Origin of the sequence: Streptomyces sp. NPDC001832 (assembly GCF_040297265.1) — a bacterium.
GTDB lineage: Bacteria > Actinomycetota > Actinomycetes > Streptomycetales > Streptomycetaceae > Streptomyces.
Window position 1 is genome coordinate 41,158 of record NZ_JBEOYU010000036.1, and the last position, 24,214, is coordinate 65,371.

The following is a 24,214-nucleotide window of genomic DNA, read 5'->3' on the forward strand; positions in this document are numbered from 1 at the left end:
CGAAGGGCAGGACCCTGTTCACGCACCGGACCCCTGCTCACACACTGGACCGGCGCACCCGCTGCCCCGATCCCGCCGCGTCGGCCGTGACGGCCGTGGCGGCACCCGTGGTCGGCATGTCGCGGTAGAGGAATGCCCGCTCGATCGCGGTCCAGGTGGTGCTCGTGACGACGTACAGCGCGGCGGCGAGCGGTACGACGGACACGGTCAAGAGGGTGGCGTAGGACATCAGCGGCATCAGCTTCGTCAGCGCGCCCATGCCCGGGACCGGCTGCCCGTCGGGGCCGGTGGACGGGGTGTTGGCGGCCATCTGCTGCTTCGTCCGCCGGAAGTTGAACGTGGCCACGACGGTGACGATCGCGTACAGGCCGAGGTAGACCATGCCCTGCGCCCCGAACGGCCCGCCGTGCGCGAGCGCGTCCTGCCAGTGCTCGCCGAGCGGCGCGCCGAAGAGCTGGTGGTCGAGCAGCTCGTTGGGGTGGCCGTCGATCGTCTGGCTGGAGAAGAGGTGGTAGAGGAGGAAGAAGGCGGGCATCTGCAGAAGGCTGGGCAGGCAGCCGGAGAGCGGCGAGACGTTCTCCTCCTTGTGCAGTTCCATGAGCGCCTTCTGCATGCGCTCGGGGTTCTTGGCGTGCTTCTTGCGCAGTTCGGCGATCTGCGGCTGGAGCCGGGTGCGGGCTTTCTGCCCGCGTGCCGCGGCCCGCGACAGGGGGTGAATCGCGAGCCGCACGAGCGCCGTGAACAGCACGATGGCGGCGGCGGTGGACGCGCCCTGGAAAAGCGGGTGCAGCACATCGGCCAGCGCGCCGACCAGGGCGGCGAACGCGGACATGAAGACGGACATGGGTGAGCCCTCCGGGGGTCTCGTCGTGCCGGGAAGAAGAACGAACTCGGCATGACGAACCGCGAGGGGTGCAGCGGTGCCTATTGCTGCTGTGAGCCCTACGCGGCCGTCGGAAGGGCGCGTCCGGGGGCTCGGGGGCGTCTGCGTCCCTTGGCGTCCGGGTCTCGCTGTGGCAGGAACGCGGTGCGTTTCTCCCGGTCGCGTATGGCTGTACGGACCCGGGTGCGGGGCACGGGGACGGCGCAGCGGGCGCTGATGACCGCGGCGGCGATGAGCGCGGAGCCGACGGCCGCGGTGGCGGCTAGTGCGACGGTGGCGGAGAGGCTGCCGCCTTCGGCGAGGAGGACTTCGGTGACGAAGAAGAGCAGCAGCGCTGCGGGGCGGAGCAGCCGGGCGAGGCCATCGCGCAGACGGTTCACGTCACCGTTCATCGGCCCCTCCTTCTTCCCCTTCGCGGCCTGTCGGCCGGGCTCGCGCGTCCACGCACATCTCGCGCCTTTCGCTCAGGTGTGCGTTCGACCCTCAAGCCGTTATACACGATGGGGCCGATACACCCGACAGCCTCTCTCAGCGCGATCACATTCGGCCGGCCCGCTTCCGCCCCACGTTTACGACCCCGCTACCGCGCTCGGACGTCCGTCAGCTTCCCCCATACGACAAGCCGGTATCGGGAGGTGAATTCGGGCGTGCACGTCGTGAGCGTCACATAGGAACCGGCCGTGCTGTATCCCGCGTACGGCTTCACGTTGCTGCGCGGAACAGCCGCGATGACACCACTGTCGCCGGGGCTGGTCTGCCCGAGCGTCCGGTCGACGGTGTACGTGTAGACGGCGTCGCGGGTCTCGACACTGATCCGGTCCCCGCGCCGCAGCCGGTTGATGTACCGGAAGGGCTCGCCATGCGTGTTGCGATGCCCGGCGATCGCGAAGTTCCCCGCCCGGCCGGGCTGCGCGGTGCGCGGGTAGTGCCCGACGTACCCCTTGTCGAGGACGCCGCGTTTGCTGATGCCCTGGGCGACGGGGGCGGTGAGCCCGAGCCGCGGGATACGGATGACGGCGTACGCCTGATCCCAGCGGGGCACGGGGGATGCGGTGCGGTCCCCGCCCCCGGACGAACGCCCGCTCGGAGCCCCGCGGCCGGACCCGCCGCTGCTCCCCGTACCGCCATCCGTTCCCCCGTCCTCCTGTCCCGGTGGCTGTCCTTCCGTCTCTCCCCACTCTCTCTGAAGGGCCCGCACCTGGTGCTCGGCGTCGGCGCGGGCCTGCCGGTTGGTCCACCACAGCTGATGAACAACAAGCAACAACAGGACGACGCCGAGGGTCACCACCGCCTCGGCGCCCGTCCACAACCCGCGCGCGGCGACCCGACGCCCCCGCGAGTTCCGCTGCACCACGACCGGTATCCGCTCCCGCACGGCCCGCACGATAAGGCCATGCCCCATAACTCTCCAGGGCCGAAGCGCCCCTCCGTTCAGGCGCCGGACAGCAGTACGGTGTGATTCATGCGCCCCGACACGCCTGCTGACCACATCACCGAAGCCGAGCGCCTGCTGCGCACCGCGGCGCAGCACCCCGAGGACCGCGAGCCGCTGCTCCTCCAGGCCGCGGCCCATCTGGAACTCGCCGACGAACGCGCCCGCGCCACCACCCTCTACGACGAACTGCTCGCCTCCCCCGGCCTCGACCACCCGCACCTGGTCAAGGCTCTGAAGGCGGCCAACCTGTGGGAGTACGGCCATGAGGCCGAGGCCCGCGCGATCATCGACGGCCTCCGCGCGGCGGGTCCGCTCGACCCGGCGCCCTGGGAGATCGCGGCCGAGACCCTCGAATCGCACGACGAGCTGGAAGCGGCCCACGACTGCTTCACCACCGCGCTGACGCTCCTCCTGACACCGGGCGAGGAGGTCCCGTACGCCACGCATTCGCTGCTGATCGGCCGCCACCGGGTGCGAAGGCTGATGGGCGCCGAGCACGACGTCTGGGACGAGCTGGCCGACACCGTCCACACAGCCGCCGTTCCGCTCGACGAGCTGCACGACCCGAAGCGCCTGTGGGCCCTGGGCTCCTCGGACCCGGGCGAGCTCCGTGCCGAGATCACCCGCCTCCGCGCCGAACTGGGCACGTACCGCTCCGCACTGTCCCGCCCGTTCCCGGTGGCGGTGCTGCACTGGCCGGCCACCGAACTCGAAGAACTCCTCAACGCGTACCCGACCCTGCGCAGCGAGTACCCCTCCCACGCCGACCACCTGGCCCGCCTGGAAGCCGCGCTCCGGGACCTCCACCAGGCCGGCACCCCGAACCTCGGCGTCGTGACGGGCACGGTCCCGTCGTACGAGGCCTTCGCCGCCTCGGAGGCCTCGTCCCCGACCGACCCGGACCTCCTCCCCCTGTACGCCACCACCCTGGCCGCCCGCGGCCGGGCGGTCCCCTGGCCCCCGGCCCGTAGCGCGCCCTGCTGGTGCGGCTCGGGGCGGACGTACCGGGAGTGCCACGGGGCGGAGTGAAGGATCAACGAGTGGCCGTCAATACACCACGCCACCGGACGCGACCTGTCGGGAGGCTTCGGGAAGCGGCCGAAGCGAGGAAGCCGCAGGCCTGACATCGCGTCCAACTTCCCCGTGGACGTTGGCCACTTGGACGTCGGCGGGCAGCGGCACCGGCCGACTCGCCCTGATTCGGCAGGCTCTGTGACCACGCCTGCGCCTTGGCATGAGCCACTACATTGCTCGGGTACTCGGGCAGGTGACCAAGGGGGCCATGGCGGTGGACGCAGGCAACGGATACGAACGGGACGCCGTCCCAGGTGCCGTGGGCGCCGGCCGGGTCGACGTGGGCCGGACGATCGGCGGCCGTTACCGGCTGGTCGAGCGGCTGGGCCACGGCGGGATGGGCACCGTCTGGCGCGCCTGCGACGAGACGGTACGCCGGGATGTCGCGGTCAAGGAGCCGCGGAACCCCGACGGACTCTCCGAGGCCCAGCGGCAACGGTTCTTCGGGCGGATGCTCAGGGAGGCGCGGTCCGTCGCCAGCGTCACCCACCCCAACGTCGTAACGCTGCACGACGTCGTCATGGACGGCGAACGGCCCTGGCTCGTCATGGAGTTGGTGCAGGGCCGTTCCCTGGCTGACCTCCTGGAGGAGGGAACGCTCACCCCGTCGGAGGCGGCAAGGATCGGCCTGGCGGTGGTCGACGCACTGGCCGCGGTGCACGCGGCGGGAGTGCTGCACCGTGACGTCAAGCCCGCCAATGTGCTGCTCGCCGAGAACGGCCGGGTGGTGCTCACCGATTTCGGCATCGCCCAGATCGAAGGCGACACGCCGCTGACGGAGACCGGCGCGATCATCGGGTCCTCCGAGTACATCGCGCCGGAGCGGGTGGCCGGCCTGCGCCCGGACGCCGCCTCGGACATGTGGTCCCTGGGGGTGCTGCTCTATGTGACGGTGGAGGGCTGGTCACCGTTCCGACGCGCGAACTCGATCACGACGATGCTTGCCGTGCGGGACGAAAGCCCGCCGCCCCCGACGCGAGCCGGGGCCCTGTCACCCTTGATCACCGCGCTGCTGCACAAGGACCCGGCGGCACGCCCGGACGCCGTGCGTGTCCGGGAGGCGCTGCGCCGGGCGACGCATCCGCAGACGTCGATCCCGACGCAGAAAGACGGTCGGCCGCCGGGCCGGGGCGCAGCCGACCCGGCCACGGAAATCCCCCAAGATGCGCCCGGTCCACGCCCATGGTTCCGCACTGCGCGAGGGCGGGTGATCACTGTCGCGACAACGGCGGCGGTGCTCACAGGACTGGTCCTGGCGACCACCATTCCGTCCGACGCCCCGTCCGACGCCCCGTCCGACGCTCCTGCCCACGGCCCGGCCAAACTCCCCTCACAGTGGCAGACGGTCCACGAGAACGCGGTCCAGATCAGCTTGCCCGTGCCGACCGGGTACCTGCGCGGCACGCCCAGTGACGCCGTCAACCCCGCGGTCCAGTACCAGTCTTCGCACTTCGATAGCGTTGTCGGAGAAGAGAAGCCATCGCAGGGGCTCCAGTTCCGGATCCAGGTCTACCGGAATCCGGACACCGCCGACACGACGCCCGGCGAAGGCTCGGACAACGATCTCGCCGGCTTCTACCGTGCCGATGGCCGTGAACTCCGCTGCTACGCGCTCGACTACCACGCGACATTCGGCGGCCGGCCGGCCTCCACGCTCGACGCCCAGTACTACGAGCGGGGCGACAAGGCCGCGGGAATCCGCAGCCGCGGTCTCCAACTCAAGGTCATCACCAAGGACTCCAAGGTCGAGTACTCGCTCTACATCTGGGCGCGAGGCCCCGAGAAGGAAGTCTCAGGAAACGCACCCACCGCCTTCTACGACAAGGTCGTCGCCGGACTGCGGATGCCGGACATCCAGCAGCCCGAGCGCTGACGCGCCAGGACACCTGACGGGAAGTTCGGCGCGCGTTTCACTCCGTTGACGACGTTCCTCCGGAGGGCTGCCTCACGGCAGGACCGTGATGCGGCCCTCCGGCGCGACGTCGATGGTGCCCAGTGTCCGGGCGTGCTCTGCGATCACCTCGGCGTCGACCGGGGCGTCCGCGACGGGCACCAGCACCTCGGCGTCGGCGAACCCGCTGACGCCGTCGCCGCCCCCGACCACGTAGTTCGTCACCGCGACCGTGTAGGTGGCTTCCGGGTCGAGTGGCTGCCCGCCCACGCTGACGTCGCTCACGCGCGAGCCTACGGCGGCGGTCGGCGAGTAGGCGTACGTCATGCCGGAGACCTGCGGGAAGCCGCCGCCGGCGTGCTCCACCCGCGAGACCGCGTCCTCCAGCGACTGCCGCAGCCCCTCGCCTGTGACCCGCACTTTCATGACCCGGTTGCTGAATGGGGCGATCGAGTAGGCGTCACGGAGCGTGAAGTTCGGCCCCGGCGCCTCGGCGCGCAGGCCACCCCCGTTTATCCAGCCGATGTCGGCATGGTGCTGCTCGCGGTACGCGTCTGCGACGAAGTCGCCCAGCGTGGTCTCCTCGGACAGCCTGCCTTCGCGGCCAAGCGGGGTCCGCATGTCGGCCAGGACCCCGGAGAGCCGCTCGTCCATATCGGCGGCGTACTGCTTCTCGATCTCGCGCAGCTCCGGGTCCGGCGTGACCGTGTGGTCCACCTCGACCACCGATGGCTTCACCCGGTACTCGCCGCGCTGCTTGGTGATGTCCAGGCGGATCAGCGACCCGATGTTCCCCTCGGGCGCCATGAGCGGCACGTCGCCCTCGTACTCGATCGCCGAGTCGTACTCGGCTACCTCCTCGCCGAACACGGCGTCCAGCTCCGGCACGGCGCGCGCCAGCTTGTGGTTCTCGTCCATCTGGTACTGGCTCACGGCCACGACGACGTCGGCCTTGGCGTGCGCCTTCAGGTCGGCGACGGCGGCGCGGGCCGCCTCGACCGGGTCCGTCTCGACGACCTTCCCGGCGGCCGATGTCGTCTCGATCGCATCCGTGAGCCCCACGAACCCGACGCGGACCTTGCCCACCTGCTGAACCGCCCAGGTGCCGTTCTTCACGAAAGGCGACCCGTCGGCGTTGGTCAGGTTGGACGTGATCCACGGGAAGTCGGACGCCGCGACCAGCTCGCGCGTGTGGTCCACACCGAAGTCGAAGTCGTGCTGCCCGAAGTTCGCCAGGTCCACGCCGACCTTGTTGAGCGCGTCGACCATGGGCACGCCCTTGTAGAGGCCGCCGAAGAGGGTGCCGCCGGCGAGGTCCCCGCCGAAGACGACGGACGTGGCCGGGTTCTGCTCCTTGACCGAGCGCACCGCCGTGGCCAGCCGGGCGACGCCGCCCCGGTCCTGACCGTCGCTCAGTACCGGGCCGATCTCGTGCGCGTCGTTGAAGTACAGGAGGGACGCCGTGTGCTCGGGGCGCTCCTTGGCCTGCCCCTGAGTGGGCTGCGCCGCGGGCGCCTCGGCGGCCGCGGGCGTCGAGCCCGAGATAGTCAGCCCGGACGCGAGCACGAACGTGCCGAGGAGCCCGGCTGCGCGGGCGAGGGGATGGTGCATGGCAGAACCTCCGGCGAATACATCAACTTTCGGGTCGGCACGCTAGCCCGCGGCGTGAAGGCGTGATCCCCCCGCGAGTGAACGGTGCATGACCAGGGCCGGAACGAACGGCCGGGCTCGGCGTCCTGCGCGGGCTCCGGCGGCTCGCCGGGCAACCGGACCGCACGCCGGCCTCAGGCAGTAGGACGCAACGACATAACAGGGTCTCCTTCTGTGCAGGGTCACGAAGGCGGGAACGGGCAAGGGATGTCCGGATGGAAGTGGTTCGGGCAGCACACGACGGAGAGCGACACCACGTTCTGAGACTTGGTGTAGTGCACCCAACTCACATCGACGCCGCAAGGCAGCGCATAGGCGGCGTACTCCAGCTTGTTGTCCAAAGTGCAGTAGGCAGCCTTGCGGTCGTCGCGCTCAAGCGGGGGACTCTCCTGGTAGTGCTTCGTCAGCCATGCCAACGCAACGTCAACGTCTGTCCACGTGCGGTCGGCCTCACTCTGGTTCCGCTTGAGCAGCCAATGGCCAGTCATCAAGGGTGGCAGGTTGGAGGTCTGGAACTCCGCGGCGGCTTCGCGGTACCGAATCTTGTCCTCCTCCTTGGCCTCGGGGGGAGGGGCGTCCGGGTAAGGAGGCCGACGGTTGCCCTCACGCGCATATGTGGCCGGGCTTCCCGTCCACGAGTACCCATGCCAGTGCCCTGACCAGCTCATTGTTGCCTTCCTGAGACGCGTCGGGCCACCCCGCCAAGGCAGGGCGGCCCGCCTCGCGCGGGGTGGGGAGGGGCCAGATTAGAGCGCCAGGCCCCGCTTCTTACCCCAGCCGAGCGCAAAGTCGTCGAGTTCAGCCTCGGTGAACCTCAGTTCGAGACCGTCCCCCTCGGGCTTGCTGCCACGAAGCACGAACCCAAAGGCCGGGCCAGGGATCGCGCCGACCCTCACGCCGAGTGCACCGCGCGGTCAGCCAAGCAGCACGGCTGTAGCAGCCCCAACCAAGCGATCACCAAGTAGTCGGCCCGAGGCGGGGCGTAGGCGCTGTCTGTTCCCGGAGGCCGGTGGGGATGAACCTGGGACGGGTGCACCCTGCCGGCTCCCTCCAGCCACCCGGAATCCATAAGGTTCTGCCACGCCCGAACTACAGCGCCTTCGCCCCGACCACGCCCCGGCCCTGCTCGCCTTCGAGCAGGAGAACCGCGCCTTCTTCGCCGCCTCGGTGCCGGACCGGGGCGACGACTACTTCGCCCGGTTCGACGCACGCCACGCCGCCCTGCTCGCCGAACAGGCCGCGGGAATCTGCCACTTCCACGTCCTGGTGGACACCGACGGCGAGGTGCTGGGCCGGTTCAACCTCGTCGATGTGGCGGACGGCTCCGCCGAGCTGGGCTACCGCGTCGCCGAGAAGGCCACCGGCCGGGGCCTGGCCACGGCCACCGTCCGCCGGTTGTTTGCCCTGGCTGCCGAGGAGTACCGCCTGACCACACTGCGCGCCGCAACCACACTCGACAACCTGGCCTCCCAAGCGGTCCTGACCCGCGCGGGGTTCGTCCCCACCGGGGAAGAAGTCCTGCTGGACGGGCGCCGGGGGCTGAGCTACGTGCGCGACCTGGGCAAAACATCCGAAGACGGGGTCCAATAGCCAAGGCCCCAGCAAAGGCATGGGCAGACCCACAGCTTGTCAGCGCCTCTTGATACAACTGCGTGCGTAGGCGACGAGATGAGGGGACTCGGTCATGCTCAACGACTTTGCAGGCGACGCAGCTCCAGTTGCAGGGCTTTACGAGACACTGATCACCCACCGCCTCGAAGAGCGGATGAAGCAGCTCGACTCCACGGGCTGGCGCTCAATCGATGAAATAGTCGGTGCTGAATCTGCACCTCACGTGCTGTCACGCCACATCGGAAGCGTCGTGCGGCGGGTCCTCCAGGGCCTCTCACCTGCGGAGCAGGTGGTCGCCGCCAACCACATCCTGGACTCACTCAACACCATCGAAGGTGCGACCGAGTGGGTCGATCTCGTCATCGAGGGCCCCCGACAATTGCTCGCAGTCGCGGAGCAGGAAGCTCCTGGCGTCTACGCCATTCGCCCGGCAACGCCCCTCTCCGAGACGGCACTGATCACCAACTCGCCTGATGATCCGAGCCTGGGCTTTGAGCTGCGCGCTGAGTTGGCTACGGCGGACCGTGTTGATCTCCTCTGTGCCTTTGTGAAGTGGCACGGACTCCGAGTCCTTGAGCAGTCGCTCTCCTCCGCACGCGATCGCGGCGTACCCATCCGCGTGTTGACAACGACCTACATCGGAGCAACTGAGCGTCGCGCGCTGGATCGTTTGATCCGCGAGTTCGGCGCCAAGGTGAAGGTCAACTACGAGCTCCGCTCGACACGCCTTCATGCCAAGGCCTGGCTCTTCCGTCGCGAGAGCGGCTTCGATACGGCGTACGTCGGCAGCTCGAACCTGTCCAAGGCGGCGCTTCTTGACGGGCTCGAATGGAATGTTCGGCTGTCGTCGGTCGCCACACCATCCGTCCTCCGCAAGTTCGAGGCAACATTCGACGCGTATTGGAGTGAGCGCTCCTTCGAGTCGTATGACCCCGACAGCGACGCGCAGCGACTCGATGATGCGCTGTCTCACGCTGGCGGAACCAACCGCACCAGTGGCACCACCATCACACTCTCCGGCCTTGAAGTCCGCCCCTACCCACACCAGCGCGACATGCTTGAACGCCTCCAAGTGGAGCGGACCGTCCATGGTCGGAACCGCAATCTTCTCGTCGCCGCGACAGGCACAGGCAAGACCGTGATGGCCGCATTGGACTTCAAGCGCCTGCGGCAGACACTGGGGCGTGATCCGCGCCTGCTCTTCGTAGCCCACCGCAAGGAAATCCTGGAACAGTCTCTGCGGGTCTACCAGAACGTGCTGAATGATGCGAACTTCGGCGAACTCCTCGTCGATGGGGAGATTCCCGACACCTGGAAGCATGTGTTCGCCAGCGTCCAGTCACTCAACTCACGTGCGCTGGAGCGCTTTGCTCCAGACCACTTTGACGTCATCGTGATCGACGAGTTCCATCACGGTACGTCCCCCACCTACCGCCGGATACTGGATCACTTCGAGCCACAGGAGCTACTGGGGCTCACCGCTACACCGGAACGCATGGATGGGCTGAACATCCAGGACGAGTTCTTTGAGGGCCGGATCGCAGCAGAGATGCGCCTCTGGGAAGCTCTTGAGAACGACCTGCTCAGTCCATTCCACTACTTCGGCGTCACCGACAACACCGACATGAGCGCCATCACGTGGAAACGAGGATCGTACGACTCCACGGCCCTCAGCAATCTCTTCACCGGCAATGACGCACGAGCTAGACTCGTCGTACAAGCCGTGAAGGACAAAGTTGCTGACCCGGGCACGATGCGTGCGCTGGGCTTCTGCGTGTCAGTCGCGCACGCAGATTTCATGGCCGACTTCTTCCGTCGAGCTGGCCTCAATGCGGTCGCCCTGTCCGGCGAGACCCCACGCCCTGAACGTAAGAACGCCCTCGATCAACTCAAAGCTGGCACGCTCCAAGTTATCTTCTCTGTCGACCTGTTCAACGAGGGACTCGACATCCCTGACGTCGACACCCTGCTCCTCTTGCGCCCTACTTCCAGCGCCACAGTGTTCCTCCAGCAGCTGGGACGAGGTCTGCGTAGAACCGAAGACAAGGCCGTCCTCACTGTCCTGGACTTCATCGGTCAGCACCGCAAGGAGTTCCGCTTCGAGGAACAGTTCCGCGCGCTGACCAATCTCACTCGCAATCGCCTGCTCACCAATATCGAACACGACTTTCCGCAGCTGCCGTCTGGCTGCCAGATTCTCCTTGAGTCGAAGGCCAAGGAGCTGATCATTGACAACATCCGCAGCCAGATCAGCGTCAACGTCACTCAACTTGCTCGCGAGGTCGCGACATACGCCGAACCTCTGCTCGCCGACTACCTCAAGGAGAGCGGTCGAGAGCTCAAGGAGCTCTACCGAGGCAACGGGAACTCATGGACGGGCCTACTCCGCCGAGCCAAGCTCCTCCCTGAGACCGGGCCGGAGGGTGAAGCATCGCTGCTGAAGCGCGTATCGGCATTCCTTCATGTTGATGACCCACTCCGAGTCGCGGCGTACAGCAAACTCCTCACTGACGACGCCCCTGCATACGACGACCTCAGCGAGCAGGAACAGGCGTACGCGCGCATGTTTTTCTTCTCTCTGTGGCCGTTGGGCGGCGACTTCAACAGCTATCAGGCAGGCTTCAACACCCTTCGCCCTCAGCACGCCTTCCGCGACGAGCTCCGTCAGGTCCTCGCCCACGTCCTGAATCAGGCAGACCACGTGCCCGTCCCGCTGCTCGGCGGGCATGCCAGCCTGCCGCTGACAGTGCACTCCTCCTACAGCCGCGAAGAGATCCTCCCCGCCTTGGGGCAGTCACGCGTGGGCGGCTTCATGCCGGGACACTTCCGCGAAGGCGTGAAGTGGTGCGAAAACATCCAGACTGACGCGCTACTCATCACCCTCGAAAAGGACGAGAAGGACTTCTCGCCAGAGACTCGCTACAAGGACTACGCCCTGAACGAGTCTCTGTTCCACTGGGAATCCCAGAACCAGACCTCAGAGGCTTCCCCCACCGGCATCCGCTACCAGAGCCACAAGGAGAAGGACACCCACGTCCTGCTCTTCGTCCGCCGCTACAAGAAAACGGACATCGGCGGGCCCCAGCCGTGGATCTTTCTTGGACCCGCCGAGTACGTGGAGCACAAGGGCAGCAAGCCCATGGGGATTATCTGGAAGCTACGACACGAGATTCCGGCAGATGTGTGGACATACTCGGCAATCACTGCGGGGTGACCACCCTGTCACGGCCAACTCAATGAGTTGATGAAATAGGGCTCTCGCGGCGCACTCTGCCTGATCTGTTGTATTAGAGGTCCTGTGAGCGATCGGCCCATCGGGACCGATGCTGGGTTAGACAGGCCGTATCGATCCGATGCTCGCGCTTCACGTGGAGGTCCCCAAGCACCTGCCGGCTGAGCGCATCCACGACCTTGAGGTCATCAGTTATGAGGCGTGCCCCGTTGTCAAAGAGCACGTGACAGTTCGGGCACAGACACAGAATGTTGCTACGCACATCGCGACCACCATGCGGTCTACCAAGCGCATGTATGTGCGCGCCCTCGCTGTACCGCGCGCCATCGATGTCGACCACGACCGGGAGACGACACATCTGACAGGTGTTGTCGTAGAGCGCTTTTATGGCGCGGGCCTCCTGGGTGTTGCGCACACGCCGCTGAGTACTGATGTACCTCGCGGCTGCTTGCTCCAGTAGCGGCACCTCTTCATCCGCAGCTGTAGGGCTCGCCTCATCAAATTCCCAACGCTCCCCCGCCGCGGCCTTCGCCAGACGGAACTGCCACATGAGGTGCCCACGATCAGTCAGCACGCTCCAATAGCCCTCTACCAAGTACAGACCCCGATATCGGTACCCTTTAGTCGCCTTGCGCCTCTTGATCCCCAGACCGCGCACGTATCGGATAGGCAGACCCTCCCGATAGTTGATCAACATCCCTTCGTTGACCCCAGCCAACGACTGATCCTCCGTGATGTGACCGTCGCTGTCCGGCGATCCACCTTGCGCCGTATAGATGATTGTGTCGCCCAGATCCTCATCACCGGCATAGCCACCACTGGCGACGATCGAGTCGACGCCTTCATGCGCCGTTCCCGAGATCCCCTGGCCACGAAACCGATGCACATCGGCCGCGTACAGGGCATCGTGCGTGCGGAACCACTGCCCCTCGCTCACATCAGGAGGTGGACCGAAGTAGATGGGTTTCGATGGCGACATACGAACATGCTGCCGATTACCGGTGTTCGATCAACCCGCACAGCTGATCACGGCCACTTCTCACCGAAAGGTGTCCCAAAGCAACCACTTTGCCAGTGCAGCGCGGGGGCGCAACAGCGCCAGAGTCTCATCTCGCCGTCACAGGCCGCCCAAGCGCCGCAACATGCCGCCCAGGCCGGATATCGCTACCCACTGGGCCGGATCGCAGCACTGTCACGGAAGAGCGCGAGCAACTTCGAGGCTTCTTCACTGATCCTCGCCAACATATGCCTGATCGCCTCCGTCCCAGTACCAGGAGCGGGAGGCTCGATCTCACGCCAGTGGATGGGAGCTGTGGCTAACGCGATTGCCGGTGCCACCTCAACTGTGATGAGGACGAAGTCGTCCCGCCGACCCAGGGGGAAGAGTTGGTGGACCGACACTCCCGGCAGGAAGCCACAATGCTGAGCAGCGCACACGAGCGACCACAGGTTGTACGACTCTTTCCAATCACAATCCGCGTCCAAGTCACCGAGTTCTTCAGCGATTTCGATGAGTTCCTTGGGCGAAGGTTGCTTCACGTCGGATCAGCCGCCTCGGCCTCGAAGTGCGCTTGCGCGCAATCGAGGGCTTCGTCCGGATCACAGCCGTGGGCGCGCAGCCAGTGAAGGAGGTCAGCGATCAGATCGATCGCCATCTCCCTCCCCAAGGTCAGGCCCAGTCGTTCATGACGAGATTTTTCCGGGACGGCGCCGAGCCCAAAAAGCCCTAACACCGCTTCTGCTTTGGCTACTTGGGGGCCACCGACGTGATCGTTCGCTGACCGCAGGCCGGTGGCCAGCTCGCACCAAGTGACCTTGGAGTCACCGCGCAGGATGACACCCCAGCAATCGGCAACACCGTCCACAAGGGCCATGCCTCGCCCCGCCTCAGCCTCCCCCGTTGCCCTGATGAGCGTAGGAAGCGCTCGCAGATCGGGATCGCTCACCTCGATGCGAAGACGCTCGCCGTTCATGGATACGGCGAGACTCGACGGAGTCCCGGGCCCTACATGCCTGACCACATTTGCGACCAGCTCGGTGACGCAGATCTGCGCCGCGTAGACGACTCCCGGCAGCCCCCAGAGCTCCAGGTGCAACCGCATCACTCGGCGCAGACCGGCGAGCTCCTCCGCTTCGGCCAGGAACGCCAGATCCCATGCTTTTCTCTCCACTCCGAAACGACACTCATCCAAGCCGATCACTCCTCCGCCACCGATAGGCCACCGTGTGTGCCTAACTCCTCCCACACAGTGACATCGAAACTCTCAAAATGGAACTCTCACATCGAACTTGTGGGAGCACATGGACCAGCGCGCGCCCCCGGGGTGCGCCGTCTTGCTCGATGTGCTCCGCACGATGCAGGCTCTTGGGGATCAACGCGAAGGATCGCAGCCATGCCAGTCGGACCAACCACCCGTAGACGCCAACTCGGCGCGGATCTGCGCCGTCTCCGCGAGCGCAAGGGCCTCACATTGGAAGAGGCCGGGGCTCGGGTCGGGATCTCCAAGGCAACCTTGAGTCGCTACGAGACGAAAGAGGGCACGGTCAAGTGGCCAGCAGTCGATGCCCTCTGCCGTGAATACGACACCTCGGATCAGGAACGTACGTCGCTGGTCGAGCTGGCCAAGGGAGCTCGCATCCAGGGCTGGTGGCGCTCGCTCGCGGACCCGATCCCCGAGTCGATGAACCTCATGCTGACCCTGGAAGATGAAGTGGTCAGCGAAGACCACTACGCCTGCATGTACGTACCCGGCCTGCTTCAGACGCGCGCGTATGCAGAGGCGGTGCATCGCGCCTCAGAGATGAGGTGCACCGACCAGGAAATCCAGCACATGGTGGACATCCGTATGAAGCGGCAGGAACTCCTCACCCGGACCGAGCCGCCGCACATCTGGGCAGTGATCGACGAAGCTGTGATCCGACGCATCGTGGGTGGCCGCGACGTCATGCGTGAGCAGTTGAAGCACCTCTGCGAGCAGGCCACCCAGCCTCACATCACCGTTCAGGTGCTGCCGTTCGAAGCGGGTGCCCATGCCGCAGCGGTGGGCAGTTTCGTTGTCCTCGGCGGCCCCGCGCCTGAACTCGACGTCGTGTACGTGGACATCATCGGGGGCGGGCTCTTCATGGAGAAGCCACAGGAACTCGCACGCTATAAATTGGCGTTCGAGTATCTGCGTGCGCAGGCGTTGGATATCCATCTGTCTGCCGCGCTCCTGAATCGAGTCTGCGGGGAGCTTTGATGGACATCAACGAACACGTGCACTGGTTCAAGTCATCGTACAGCGGCGGCAGCGGTACCGAGTGCGTCGAGGTAGCCGACCTGGTAACCGCCATCGGTGTACGCGACTCACAGCGGCCCGCCGACCTGCACGCCACCGTAGGCATACGCGACTCGAAGCGGCCGGGCGGTCGCCACATCGCCGTACCGCGAGACGCATGGGCCGGGTTCATCGCGTCGGTTCGCCTGCAACAGCTCTGATCCGATCGGCGAGAGCGAAGACCGCCACCACCGCGGCGGGTCACGCCATCCAGAGCGAGCTGCGCCGGTGTTGCGGCGAGGGAGCGTCCACGGTGTCTGCGGCTTCGGGTGCGAGCTCGCCGGAGGCCACGTTCACCAGCCGACGGGTGGGCGTTGTCTGCCCACGGAACTGTTGCCGGGCCCGCCCGCCCTACCCTGCTCCTGTCAGCCAAGCGCCCGAACTGCACCCTCCACCGACTCCACGACCTGATCATCTCCAGGTGGTACGCGGCTCTGCTCGGGTCCGGGAAGCGCACGTGGTGCTGGTGGTAGCGGTGGAAGGCGATGATGAGTGTCGCGTGGGTGATCTCCCCGGGGAGCGCGGCCACGTCCTCTTTCGACAGGAGGCGATCTGCTCGTACGCCGCCGAGAAGCGACCGGCAGAACCGGGACAGCTCAACGACATCGGCACAGTCCAACACCACACACTGCGGCTTGGCGATCGTAAAGGGCAGCGTAGAACAGCACCGCACACCGGGCTCTCACAAGCCTGATCACGATCTGCAGCTGGAGTATTGCGGCTACAGATCAGAGGGGGCCATGCTGCCGCGTCCGGAGGCTTGGGGTCGACCGTGTACGACCGTCGGCCCCAAGGCGTCCTACTGGTCCTGTTCCGTCTGTTCGTCCGGTTCGGCTGTCCCGCGCTCGCGCAGGCGTCGCTGTGTGTACTCGCGCATGCTTTCGCCGTCGGATTGTTCATCCGCGCGGGGCGGCCGCGGCCGGGACGCCCCCGCCTTTATCCTCTCGATCTGCTGGTGCAACCGGGCCGCGCGGGCCCTTCTCTCCTTTTTGTCTGCTTCGCCCATGGCAGTCCTCCCGCTCCAGATGGCGCATTACCCATTTTGCTCCTCGCCTTCCTCCCAGGCGCTCTCGACGATCTTGCCTGCCATCAGGGCCTCGATCTGTTGCCGCCAGCCTTCCGCCCGCGAGGAAGTGGTCTCCTTGATCTGCGCGGTCAATGCCCGGGCGTCGGCGAACTTGAGGGACTGCGGTCCGGCCTGGGCGATACGCAGAGACGTGTCCGTCTTGGCGTCGATGGCGGAGCGGAGGCTGCCGACCCGGTCCGTCATGCGCCCGAGATCACGGAACGTGGGCTGGGACGTGCCGAACCAGACCTGCTGCCACCAGTGATTGGTGATGCGGTCGAGGAAGGAGATGTAGCCGCCCTCGCGGATCGAACGGGGCTTCTCGATGTTGCCGGCGAAGCTGTACCGGACGCCGTCGGCCGGCACCGGGTCGTAGAAGTGCGGCGTGATGAAGTCCGAGACGATCAGTCCGTTGACGGTGTATCCGAACTGCGGGTCCTCCGGGGGGTCGGCCACCTCGACCAAGAACTCGACGACTCCCTGATCCGGTTTGGGGGACTGGCCCGCCATGAGCCTGTTGCCCCCCGGGTCGGCCAGCATCTCGAGCGTCTCGTGACTCGCCGTGAGCGACCAGCTGTCGCTGTGCTGGACGAGGGCGAACGGTTGCCCGTGCTCATCGAGGTGGATTCCGGCGGCACCGGGCTCATTGATGTCGTCGCGCACGATGACGGGCCAGTATCCGACGGGGACGTCCTCCAGCCTGTCGAACGGGTCGACGGTCGCGGAGACATTCCAGAGGGGGCCGAAGTCCCGGGTGGCCTGCTTCTGCAGCGCGGCCGCCACGCGGTTGAGCTGCGCGGGGGTGATCTGGTTGGTTTCAGACACAAGGGCGACCTGGGTCAGCAACAACGAACTCGCCTCTTTCGTTTCCGTGTCGGCGCGGTGGTCCGCTCGCCTGGGGCGGCGGTCCCGCAAGTTGGCGACGGGCCATTCCTGCTCGGTAAACACGTCGAGCAAGGAAACCGTATGTTCGATCTACGGAATTTGCCCTCTTATATCGCCATATGGGTGACATATCCAGCACTCAAGGTGACTGACTCTGCCGCTCGTTCGGCGAACTCACCTGAGATACACAGGGGCCAGCGCCACCACAGCGTCGGCTGCGGGCAACAAGGGAGCCGGCAGGCGTCGGCACGCCTGCCGGCTCGGCCACGGAAGCCAAACCCGTTCGGGATGCACCCAGTACGCAACAGTGGGCCCACCACTCACTTACGCACACCGGTGAGGAAGGTCGTGTGCCGGTCAAACGGTCGGGGCAGAGCAGAGCCAGCGCGGTGATGCCCATCGCGGTGGTGGCGCAGGCCCCGTAGATCCACAGGAGCGCCAGGTGCGAGACGTCGATGCCGACGATGCCCACGGCCGCCACCAGTGCCAGGGCGGACGTCACCAGTGACAGGTCGGCCATGAGCACGCACCCGACGGCGAAGTGACGCGTACGGCTGATGTGCTCCGCGGACTTCACACGGCGGAAGGGGCCGTAGTCGCTGGCCGCGTACCCAGCATGGCGTCCAGCTGGGTGTGGATCACATTGGCGCCCAGCATGCCGCCCAGGACGAGCACCAGGGTGTAGAAGAACGCGCTCAGCCCGAGTCTGCTGTGGGTGCCCATCTCATGGCCCTCCTGGACCGTCACCGCGATCGGTCGGCGAGCAGCAGCCGCTCGGCCGTGCTCGGCTACCCCCGGCCCACCGGCCACCCCGTGCCGGTCCCGCGCCCACCGTGCGGGACCGGCAGCACGCCGGGCGCCGCCCGGCCCGGCATCACCAGCGGATCCCCCTACCTCGTTGCCGAGGAGTCCCCGTGCTGTGTCGCAGCGCTGCAGGCGGGCGTGCCATGGCAACCCTCGTCGCCGCCTTTCCCTTCGCCCCGCATCCCGCCACGGCGTCCGCCGCCGACCGGCCAGTCAGCCCTCGCCCGGCAGAGCCGCCGACGTCCCGCTGATTCTCGCGATCCGTTCCCGCCACGGGACGCGGTCGGGCTCCGGGGCGGGGGCGCCGTAAAAGGTCGCGTGTGCTGTGGACCGGCGGCACGGTGCGCATTCCGTCTCGTCGGCCAGGGGGCGGAAGACGTGTTTCTCGCCATCTCCCACCATGCGAACGGGACTTCACGCCACTCGCTCGAAGTCGGCGTCAGCGCCGGCCAAGCGAGCCAAAGCGAACTGTGCCGGTGGTTCGCGGGTGATACGTCCACCGCGTCTGCAGCTTCACGCGCGAGTTCTCCGGTGGAGGTGTCAGAAGCTGTTGTCCAACCCCCGCTGGATCAGCTCGGGGCGTCTGGTGCGGTCGATCGCAAGGCGCCGGAGTGTCCTCGGATGGGGTCTCCCCTGCTCCTTGAGAGCTTGGGGAAGGAGCTATTAGGGCATTTCGGCAACGCAGCGAGCGGCCGTGCCAGGCGTTCCGAGCCCAGCGGGGGTTGGACAACAGCTTCTCAACCAGGCGCCGGACAGTTGCCATCTGTACGCGGAGGCGGCAGCGGGCCCGACTGCCCCGAGGAGGCCGGACGCGACGCTTCCCGCGACACCTGGGATGTGACGCGGGAAGCGGGGGGAGAGATCGCGGGGCGGGGATCAGACGAGCCAGCGGTAGCGGCGGACGAGCCGGAATTCCTTCCACTTCCTGCCCAGGCCGAAGAAGTCGCCGGCATGGGTGGTCGCGATGACGATGCCGGCGAGGGCGAGCATCCAGTGGTCGTCGGTGATCGGGTTGTTCGCGGGCTGGAGCGTGACCAGCCACATGAAGCCGGTCATCACCGCGCAGGAGACGGCGGCGACCCGAATGCCGATGCCGAGCAGGAATGCCAGGCCGATGCCGAGCAGGCCCAGCATGAACAGCACGTCCAGGAACGGGCCTCCGGCCACCGAGTCAAAGATGTGGCCGAAGGGGCCCTTGGTGCCGTACAGCAGGAACCCCTCGGTCGGCGAACCGCCGTTGATCACGGCATCGGCGCTTTTGGTCGAGAAGCCGAGGCCGAACACCTTGTCCAGGAACGGCCATATGAAGGTCCAGGCGAGCAGGATCCGCAAGGCGGCGAGGGCACCACGGGCGGGTCGGCTTCGGACGATCAGTTCGTCGAGGCTGCCGCTCCAGCGGGTCCCGTCGGTTGCACTGACGTTGTTGCGCAGGGGCGTTGCGGCCACCGCACTCACCTTCTCTCTTTCACGGTCCCCGGGTTTGTGAACGCATTCACAAGATATCGCCCAGGTTTCACCCCTGAGGCCAGTGAAGGTCCCTGAATGCGGGGACTTTCGACCTTTCTGGCCGTTTCGACCAGCAGAGACGCGGCCGACCCGCTCTGCGCGGAGGGTGACGACGAGGGGGAGGAGGTCGAGGACGTCGCCCCCGTGCCCTGTTGATCGGAACCCCGGAAGGGCCGTCCACCACCGCAGCGGGTCACGCCATCCAGAGCGAGCTGTGCCGATGTTGCGGTCGGGGGCGCATCCACAGTGTCCGCGGCTTCGGGTGCGAGGCCGATGGGGCCTCGGAGGCACAAACTCACTGCTACGAAATAGCCGTTACCAACATCACCGAGCGCGGCCTGCGTGGCTTCCGTACGCTGCGTGAAGCGAGGCGTCGCGTTAGAAGACGGCGGCGTATGCGCCGTTGAGCATCACTGTGGTGATACCGGCCATCCAGCCCAGCAGGAGCCACCACGGCTGGTCGGTGAAGCCCCTGCCGAACAGGGACGCGGAGATGGAGATCGGGGGTGCGGCCGCCGTGCACGGCCCTGGCGTCCAGCAGCGCGCCCACCGTGCGTACAGCGTCGGGCAGTCGGCGGTACGGCACGCCGCCGATGGTGGCGCTGCCCGAGGTGGGCGCGTCCAGTCCCAGGATCATGCGCATCGTGCTCGACTTCCCCGCCCCGTTGGGCCCCAGAAAGCCAGTGACGACGCCGGGCCACACCCGGAAAGCGGGCCGGTCGACGACGGTCCTGGCACCGTAGCGTTTGGTCAGGCCATGCAATTGGATCAAGAAAGCATCCTTGGCAGAGCAGTCAGCGCGAGTACGGGCCCGGGCTGGCGGAGATCCGCGTGGCCCGGACCCGGGCGACGCCATAGTCGCCGTCCCCCGCGCCGGAAGGGGTTAAGGGCTGACCGGGATGGGCTTGGCCCCGATGCGGGCGCACGCCTGGTCTGGGCTCAGACCGTCGGCGGGGTAGACGACCGGCCCGCCGGAAGCATGCGGGTCACGGTGGTAGCCGCCGTCGGGGTCCGTGACGTCGGCACCAGGGTGGAAGCAGGCGGTGAAGGATGTCGGCACGGGCTCGGACGGGCCCCACATCTGTGTCCACTGCCGGGCACAGGAGGCCCCCGGATTCCGGGGATCGAAGTCCTTCGTGGTCGACACCTCGGCGAGGTCCGCGTCCGGCGAGAGCGTCCGGGCGCACATCGCCGTCCGCCCCGGTTCGCTCCACGGCAGTCCGCCCGCAGCAGCCATGGCCCCGCCGCCTGCCGCCATGGCCAGCAGCGCACCACCGACCACCATCGTCCGCGACGGGCGCCTCCGCCCGACCGGGACCTGCGCCCGGCTCAGCACCGAATCCAGGATGTGCTGCCCCTGGGGCGATTGTGCCCATCCTTCGGCGTCCTGCGGGCGCAGCTGCCGGACGGCGTTCAGCACAGGGTCGTTCCTCACGCGGGTACCTCCGAGTCAACAGTGGTGAGAGACGCTTGCTGTTCCAGGGCTATGCGAAAACGCTTCCGTGCGCGGTGGAGGCGAAGCGTGTAGGCCGCCCTGCTGCACCCCAGTGCCTTGGCCGCCTGCTGCGCGGTCAGCTCGTACCAGCCGGTGAGCAGTAGGACTTCCCGGTCGGTCTCGGTCAGGAGCATCAGCACCCGGAACACGCGTTCGCGGTCCGCGATGCGGTCTTCGAACGCCACTGCCGGGGCGCAGTCCATTACCGCTTGTATGCGTTCCGCGAGTGCTTGGCGCCGCAGGTTTGAGCGCACCCGGTTGGCCAGCAGACGGCGCGCCGCCGCAAGCAGCCACGGCAGCGCATCGTCCGGCACCGACTTCTGCTTGCGCCAGGCCAGCAGGAACGTCTCCGACGCGATCTCCTGTGCGGTCTCACGATCCGTGCGGTGCACCAGGTACCCCATCACCCGGTCGGCATGGGCCCCGTACAGTGCCTCCAACCACCGGTGCCGCTCCTGCGGACCCTCCTGACCCGGCATCTGCACCCCTTCTTCCGAAACAGCCGTCACCAGGAAATGTCCGGCACAGCGCCAACCATTACACCGGCAGCCCTCTTGGTTGTGGCGGGGTGTGTCTGGGGTGGACCTCCGAACCGCCCCAGGTTCTGTGGAATGGAACCTTGCCTGCAGTCGCCCGTGCCGTCACCTGCTGCGACGCCGTTTGATGAGAGACAGATGGCTCTCCGAGCCGCGGGACGACTCACCCGGTCTCGGAGGCATCCGGGTCACGCAGGGGCCGCAGGCCGCCGGGCAGCTCCGGCAGCTCCGGCAGCTCCGGCAGCTCCGGCAGCTGGAACGAATAGCGTCCGAGCATGTTGATGTGGTGCCGCACGAGGGGGGAGAGCCGCCTCTCGCCAGCCCCGGCCGTCCCGGTCGTCCTTGCTCATCAGCAGCGGCTTGTCGGACTGCTCGTCGTCGCTCCGGTACATACCGAAGGCCTGGGTGGTGTGGTCGCCCCGCGGTGGCCGCCGTAACCGTACCGGCCGTCGCCAGGCTGGCGAGCAACAGCACCGCCGCCACCGCCGTGCTTGTCCGCGAACGCATCCTGAGTCTCCCTATCGTGAAGGAAATACCTTTCACTTGCTCAGTGCGCTGGGATCTGGAAGAGGTTGCTCCTGTTTTCTCACGGATACGACGCCGGCGGCGCGGGGGTTGAAAGGCGAAGGCCCGCCGTCGAGTGAGTTCCTTGGGCGTTGTGCCGGAGGAGCCCACTCGACGGGGCGGCCGGTGATCCGCTCAAGTTCGCGGACGACGGACGACCACCATCGGTGCGGCCGGCAGCCGGGCCCGCGCCGGCAGGCCCGGCGCCGGAATGTGTGCACGTAGGGGGGAAGACATCGGGGAGGGCTTCCGGGAACGTATCGGGGGGAGAGAGCCGTCAGCTGCCGGACGCCAGGTGGGCGGGGAAGCCGCCGGTGGCGACGGGTCCCCAGCGCTCCGGAGTGATCCGGATGATCGACTTCCCTTGCTCGCCGCCCGGTACTCGTCCCAGTCCGGGTGCTCACCCGAGATGTTGCGGAAGTACTCGACGAGCGGCTCGACCGAGTCCGGTGAGTCGATCACCTCGGCCGAGCCGTCGATCTGCACCCACGGCCCGTTCCAGTCGTCGGACAGCACGATCACGCTGACCCAGGCGTCCCGCTTCGCGTTGCGGGTCTTGGCCCGTTCGGGGTAGGTCGAGACGACGATCCGGCCGGAGTCGTCGACACCGCAGGTCAGCGGGGAGCCCTGGGGGCGGCCGTCGGACCGGGTGGTCAGCAGGATCGCCCGGTGCCTGGGCCGTACGAAGGCCAGCAGCTCGTCGAGTTCCACAGGGGCGTTCGTCGCGATGTGTGCCATCCCTCTCTTCGGAGGGAATCCCCGCCTTCGGGCGGGGTGGGAATCCGATCTCGGGACTGCTCTAACTCTCAGGCTGCAGTGGGCGTTTTTGCTGCTCGATGTACTGCTTGACGATGTCCAACGGTGCGCCACCGCAGGACCCGGCGAAGTAGGAGCCCGACCAGAAACGGCCGTGCATGATGAAGCGGTTGACACGGTCGGTGAACTCCTGTCGCAGGTAGCGGGAGGACACGCCCTTGAGTGAGTTCACCAGGGCCGACAGGGCGACCTTCGGGGGGTAGTGCACCAGGAGGTGCACGTGATCGTCTTCGCCGTTGAACTCGATCAGCTCCGCGCCGAAGTCCGTGCAGACGTTACTCATGATTTCCTCGCAGCGCGTCAGCATGGCGTCGTTGAAGACTTCGCTCCGGTACTTCGTCACGAACACCAAGTGTGCGTGGAGGTTGCAGACGACGTGACGGCCCCGACGGACCTCTGAATTCGGTTCCCAGCGCGGTGACATAAACCAAGCGTAGTATGATCGAGCGAGCTCGACCGGAAGGGGGTGGGCCGGTGATCCGTGCGTACAAATTCCTCATGCGGCCCACCGTGGGTCAGGCACAGGCCCTGAGCGAGATGCTGCGCGACCACTGTTCGCTCTACAACGGGGCATTACAGGAACGCCGTGACGCCTTCCGGCACGTGTCGAGGACGAGCATCAAGTACGGGGTGCAGTCCGCACAGCTGAGGGAGGTCCGGGCGTTCGACCCGGAGCGGCAGGGCCGCTGGTCCTTCTCCTCGCAGCAGGCCACGCTGCGTCGCCTGGACAAGGCGTTCGGTGCGTTCTTCCGCCGGATCAAGGCCGGCGAGACGCCCGGCTACCCGCGCTTTCGTGGGGTGAACTGGTTCGACACTGTGGATTTTCCCAAGGACGGCGACGGCTGCCGGTGGAACTCCACCCCGCACGACCCCGTTACCCGGGTCCGTTTCCAGGGTGTCGGGCACGTCAAGGTCAACCAGCACCGTGTGGTGGTCGGCAAGGTCAAGACCGTCAGCGTCAAGCGCGAGGGCCGCAAGTGGTTCGTCGTGCTCACCGCCGAGCAGGACCGACCCGAACCGCTCCCGTCCACGGGCAGCGTCGTCGGCATCGACCTGGGCATTGCCTCGTTCCTCACCGACTCCAACGGCGTACACGTCCCCAACCCGCGCCACGGCCCCAAGGCCGCCGCGAAGCTCGAAGCCGCACAGCAGGCCCTGAGCCGGTTCCCGCGCTGCAAAGCCGAAGCCCGCACGAAAAACCACCAGCGGGCCGTGGAGAAGGTTGCCACGCTCCACAGCAAGGTGCGACGCCAGCGGCTCGACCACGCCCACAAGACCGCGCTCGCCCTGGTCCGTGAGCACGACTTCATCGCGCACGAAGACCTCAAGATCCGCAACATGAGCAAGGCCCCCGCACCGAAGCCCGACCCCGAGACGTCGGGCGGCTTCCTGCCCAACGGGGCAGCGGCCAAAGCGGGCCTCAATCGTTCGATCGCTGACGCCGGATGG

20 protein-coding genes and 2 pseudogenes are annotated in these 24,214 nt (G+C 66.9%); 7 read left to right on the forward strand and 15 right to left on the reverse strand.

The window, feature by feature from the left end:
• Positions 1-37 precede the first annotated feature (37 nt).
• From ABT115_RS23865 to ABT115_RS23875, 3 genes are all read right to left on the reverse strand, one after another.
• Positions 38-844 (reverse strand): YidC/Oxa1 family membrane protein insertase, encoded by an 807-nt coding sequence (locus ABT115_RS23865; protein ID WP_351793314.1) that lies wholly within the window; start codon positions 842-844, stop codon positions 38-40.
• Positions 845-942: 98 nt separating this feature from the next.
• Positions 943-1,275, reverse strand: coding sequence for a DUF6412 domain-containing protein (locus tag ABT115_RS23870; protein ID WP_351793316.1), 333 nt, complete (start codon positions 1,273-1,275; stop codon positions 943-945).
• A 188-nt stretch (positions 1,276-1,463) separates the two neighbouring features.
• A complete protein-coding gene (locus ABT115_RS23875) occupies positions 1,464-2,267 on the reverse strand; it encodes a class E sortase (RefSeq protein WP_351793367.1) in 804 nt (267 codons plus the stop codon).
• A gap of 78 nt (positions 2,268-2,345) precedes the next feature.
• Here ABT115_RS23875 and ABT115_RS23880 point away from each other — a divergent pair, with 78 nt between their 5' ends.
• Together ABT115_RS23880 and ABT115_RS23885 are read left to right on the forward strand one after the other, a co-directional pair.
• Positions 2,346-3,347 (forward strand): SEC-C domain-containing protein, encoded by a 1,002-nt coding sequence (locus ABT115_RS23880; RefSeq protein WP_351793319.1) that lies wholly within the window; start codon positions 2,346-2,348, stop codon positions 3,345-3,347.
• 253 nt (positions 3,348-3,600) lie between these two features.
• The gene (locus tag ABT115_RS23885) at positions 3,601-5,265 is read left to right on the forward strand and encodes a serine/threonine-protein kinase (protein ID WP_351793321.1); all 1,665 of its coding nucleotides are present in this window, start codon (positions 3,601-3,603) and stop codon (positions 5,263-5,265) included.
• 72 nt (positions 5,266-5,337) lie between these two features.
• Here ABT115_RS23885 and ABT115_RS23890 read toward each other — a convergent pair whose 3' ends face one another.
• Positions 5,338-6,894, reverse strand: a complete 1,557-nt coding sequence (locus ABT115_RS23890) for a bifunctional metallophosphatase/5'-nucleotidase (RefSeq protein WP_351793324.1) — start codon at positions 6,892-6,894, stop codon at positions 5,338-5,340.
• 221 nt (positions 6,895-7,115) lie between these two features.
• Complete coding sequence (locus ABT115_RS23895; RefSeq protein WP_351793369.1) at positions 7,116-7,421, reverse strand: hypothetical protein; 306 nt, start codon at positions 7,419-7,421, stop codon at positions 7,116-7,118.
• A 634-nt stretch (positions 7,422-8,055) separates the two neighbouring features.
• Between ABT115_RS23895 and ABT115_RS23900 the strand changes: the two genes are divergently transcribed.
• Positions 8,056-8,523: a GNAT family N-acetyltransferase gene (locus ABT115_RS23900; RefSeq protein WP_502969152.1), complete on the forward strand. Its 468-nt coding sequence runs from the start codon at positions 8,056-8,058 to the stop codon at positions 8,521-8,523.
• Positions 8,524-8,617: 94 nt separating this feature from the next.
• On the forward strand, positions 8,618-11,758 hold the full coding sequence (locus ABT115_RS23905) for a DEAD/DEAH box helicase (RefSeq protein ID WP_351793327.1): 3,141 nt from the start codon (positions 8,618-8,620) through the stop codon (positions 11,756-11,758).
• A 73-nt stretch (positions 11,759-11,831) separates the two neighbouring features.
• On the opposite strand, the gene ABT115_RS23910 is transcribed toward ABT115_RS23905, so the two are convergent.
• Both ABT115_RS23910 and ABT115_RS23915 read right to left on the reverse strand, forming a co-directional pair.
• Positions 11,832-12,755, reverse strand: coding sequence for a YDG/SRA domain-containing protein (locus ABT115_RS23910; RefSeq protein ID WP_351793329.1), 924 nt, complete (start codon positions 12,753-12,755; stop codon positions 11,832-11,834).
• Between the two features lie 556 nt (positions 12,756-13,311).
• On the reverse strand, positions 13,312-13,968 hold the full coding sequence (locus ABT115_RS23915; RefSeq protein ID WP_502969151.1) for an ATP-binding protein: 657 nt from the start codon (positions 13,966-13,968) through the stop codon (positions 13,312-13,314).
• A gap of 201 nt (positions 13,969-14,169) precedes the next feature.
• On the opposite strand from ABT115_RS23915, the gene ABT115_RS23920 reads away from it, so the two are divergent.
• Positions 14,170-15,015 (forward strand): helix-turn-helix domain-containing protein, encoded by an 846-nt coding sequence (locus tag ABT115_RS23920; protein ID WP_351793334.1) that lies wholly within the window; start codon positions 14,170-14,172, stop codon positions 15,013-15,015.
• A complete protein-coding gene (locus ABT115_RS23925) occupies positions 15,015-15,254 on the forward strand; it encodes a DUF397 domain-containing protein (RefSeq protein ID WP_351793337.1) in 240 nt (79 codons plus the stop codon). The genes ABT115_RS23920 and ABT115_RS23925 overlap by 1 nt, the downstream gene beginning before the upstream one ends.
• 872 nt (positions 15,255-16,126) lie before the next feature.
• Here the strand turns inward: ABT115_RS23925 and ABT115_RS23930 are convergent.
• The 8 genes and pseudogenes from ABT115_RS23930 to tnpA form a co-directional block, all read right to left on the reverse strand.
• Positions 16,127-16,984, reverse strand: a complete 858-nt coding sequence (locus tag ABT115_RS23930; RefSeq protein ID WP_351793339.1) for a hypothetical protein — start codon at positions 16,982-16,984, stop codon at positions 16,127-16,129.
• 633 nt (positions 16,985-17,617) lie between these two features.
• The gene (locus tag ABT115_RS23935) at positions 17,618-17,767 is read right to left on the reverse strand and encodes a hypothetical protein (RefSeq protein WP_351793341.1); all 150 of its coding nucleotides are present in this window, start codon (positions 17,765-17,767) and stop codon (positions 17,618-17,620) included.
• Between the two features lie 957 nt (positions 17,768-18,724).
• Positions 18,725-19,294: a hypothetical protein gene (locus ABT115_RS23940; protein WP_351793343.1), complete on the reverse strand. Its 570-nt coding sequence runs from the start codon at positions 19,292-19,294 to the stop codon at positions 18,725-18,727.
• Between the two features lie 550 nt (positions 19,295-19,844).
• A pseudogene (locus ABT115_RS23945) lies at positions 19,845-20,126 on the reverse strand (ATP-binding cassette domain-containing protein); the annotation flags it as partial.
• Between the two features lie 111 nt (positions 20,127-20,237).
• On the reverse strand, positions 20,238-20,789 hold the full coding sequence (locus tag ABT115_RS23950) for a hypothetical protein (RefSeq protein WP_351793346.1): 552 nt from the start codon (positions 20,787-20,789) through the stop codon (positions 20,238-20,240).
• Positions 20,786-21,328 (reverse strand): RNA polymerase sigma factor, encoded by a 543-nt coding sequence (locus tag ABT115_RS23955; RefSeq protein WP_351793348.1) that lies wholly within the window; start codon positions 21,326-21,328, stop codon positions 20,786-20,788. The genes ABT115_RS23950 and ABT115_RS23955 overlap by 4 nt, the downstream gene beginning before the upstream one ends.
• A gap of 898 nt (positions 21,329-22,226) precedes the next feature.
• Positions 22,227-22,687 (reverse strand): annotated as a pseudogene (locus ABT115_RS23960) (PPOX class F420-dependent oxidoreductase).
• A 61-nt stretch (positions 22,688-22,748) separates the two neighbouring features.
• Positions 22,749-23,189 (reverse strand): IS200/IS605 family transposase, encoded by a 441-nt coding sequence (gene tnpA, locus ABT115_RS23965; RefSeq protein ID WP_351793350.1) that lies wholly within the window; start codon positions 23,187-23,189, stop codon positions 22,749-22,751.
• A 50-nt stretch (positions 23,190-23,239) separates the two neighbouring features.
• Between tnpA and ABT115_RS23970 the strand changes: the two genes are divergently transcribed.
• Positions 23,240-24,214: RNA-guided endonuclease InsQ/TnpB family protein (locus tag ABT115_RS23970; protein ID WP_351793353.1), on the forward strand; the 975-nt coding region annotated here is incomplete at its 3' end.

Bases quoted from the DNA above. Each gene is read 5' to 3' on its own strand.
- ABT115_RS23865 (WP_351793314.1), bottom strand. From the start codon at position 844: ATGTCCGTCTTCATGTCCGCGTTCGCCGCCCTGGTCGGCGCGCTGGCC.
- ABT115_RS23870 (WP_351793316.1), bottom strand. From the start codon at position 1,275: ATGAACGGTGACGTGAACCGTCTGCGCGATGGCCTCGCCCGGCTGCTC.
- ABT115_RS23880 (WP_351793319.1), top strand. From the start codon at position 2,346: ATGCGCCCCGACACGCCTGCTGACCACATCACCGAAGCCGAGCGCCTG.
- ABT115_RS23885 (WP_351793321.1), top strand. From the start codon at position 3,601: ATGGCGGTGGACGCAGGCAACGGATACGAACGGGACGCCGTCCCAGGT.
- ABT115_RS23890 (WP_351793324.1), bottom strand. From the start codon at position 6,894: ATGCACCATCCCCTCGCCCGCGCAGCCGGGCTCCTCGGCACGTTCGTG.
- ABT115_RS23895 (WP_351793369.1), bottom strand. From the start codon at position 7,421: ATGACTGGCCATTGGCTGCTCAAGCGGAACCAGAGTGAGGCCGACCGC.
- ABT115_RS23905 (WP_351793327.1), top strand. From the start codon at position 8,618: ATGCTCAACGACTTTGCAGGCGACGCAGCTCCAGTTGCAGGGCTTTAC.
- ABT115_RS23910 (WP_351793329.1), bottom strand. From the start codon at position 12,755: ATGTCGCCATCGAAACCCATCTACTTCGGTCCACCTCCTGATGTGAGC.
- ABT115_RS23920 (WP_351793334.1), top strand. From the start codon at position 14,170: ATGCCAGTCGGACCAACCACCCGTAGACGCCAACTCGGCGCGGATCTG.
- ABT115_RS23925 (WP_351793337.1), top strand. From the start codon at position 15,015: ATGGACATCAACGAACACGTGCACTGGTTCAAGTCATCGTACAGCGGC.
- ABT115_RS23935 (WP_351793341.1), bottom strand. From the start codon at position 17,767: ATGGGCACCCACAGCAGACTCGGGCTGAGCGCGTTCTTCTACACCCTG.
- ABT115_RS23955 (WP_351793348.1), bottom strand. From the start codon at position 21,328: ATGCCGGGTCAGGAGGGTCCGCAGGAGCGGCACCGGTGGTTGGAGGCA.
- tnpA (WP_351793350.1), bottom strand. From the start codon at position 23,189: ATGTCACCGCGCTGGGAACCGAATTCAGAGGTCCGTCGGGGCCGTCAC.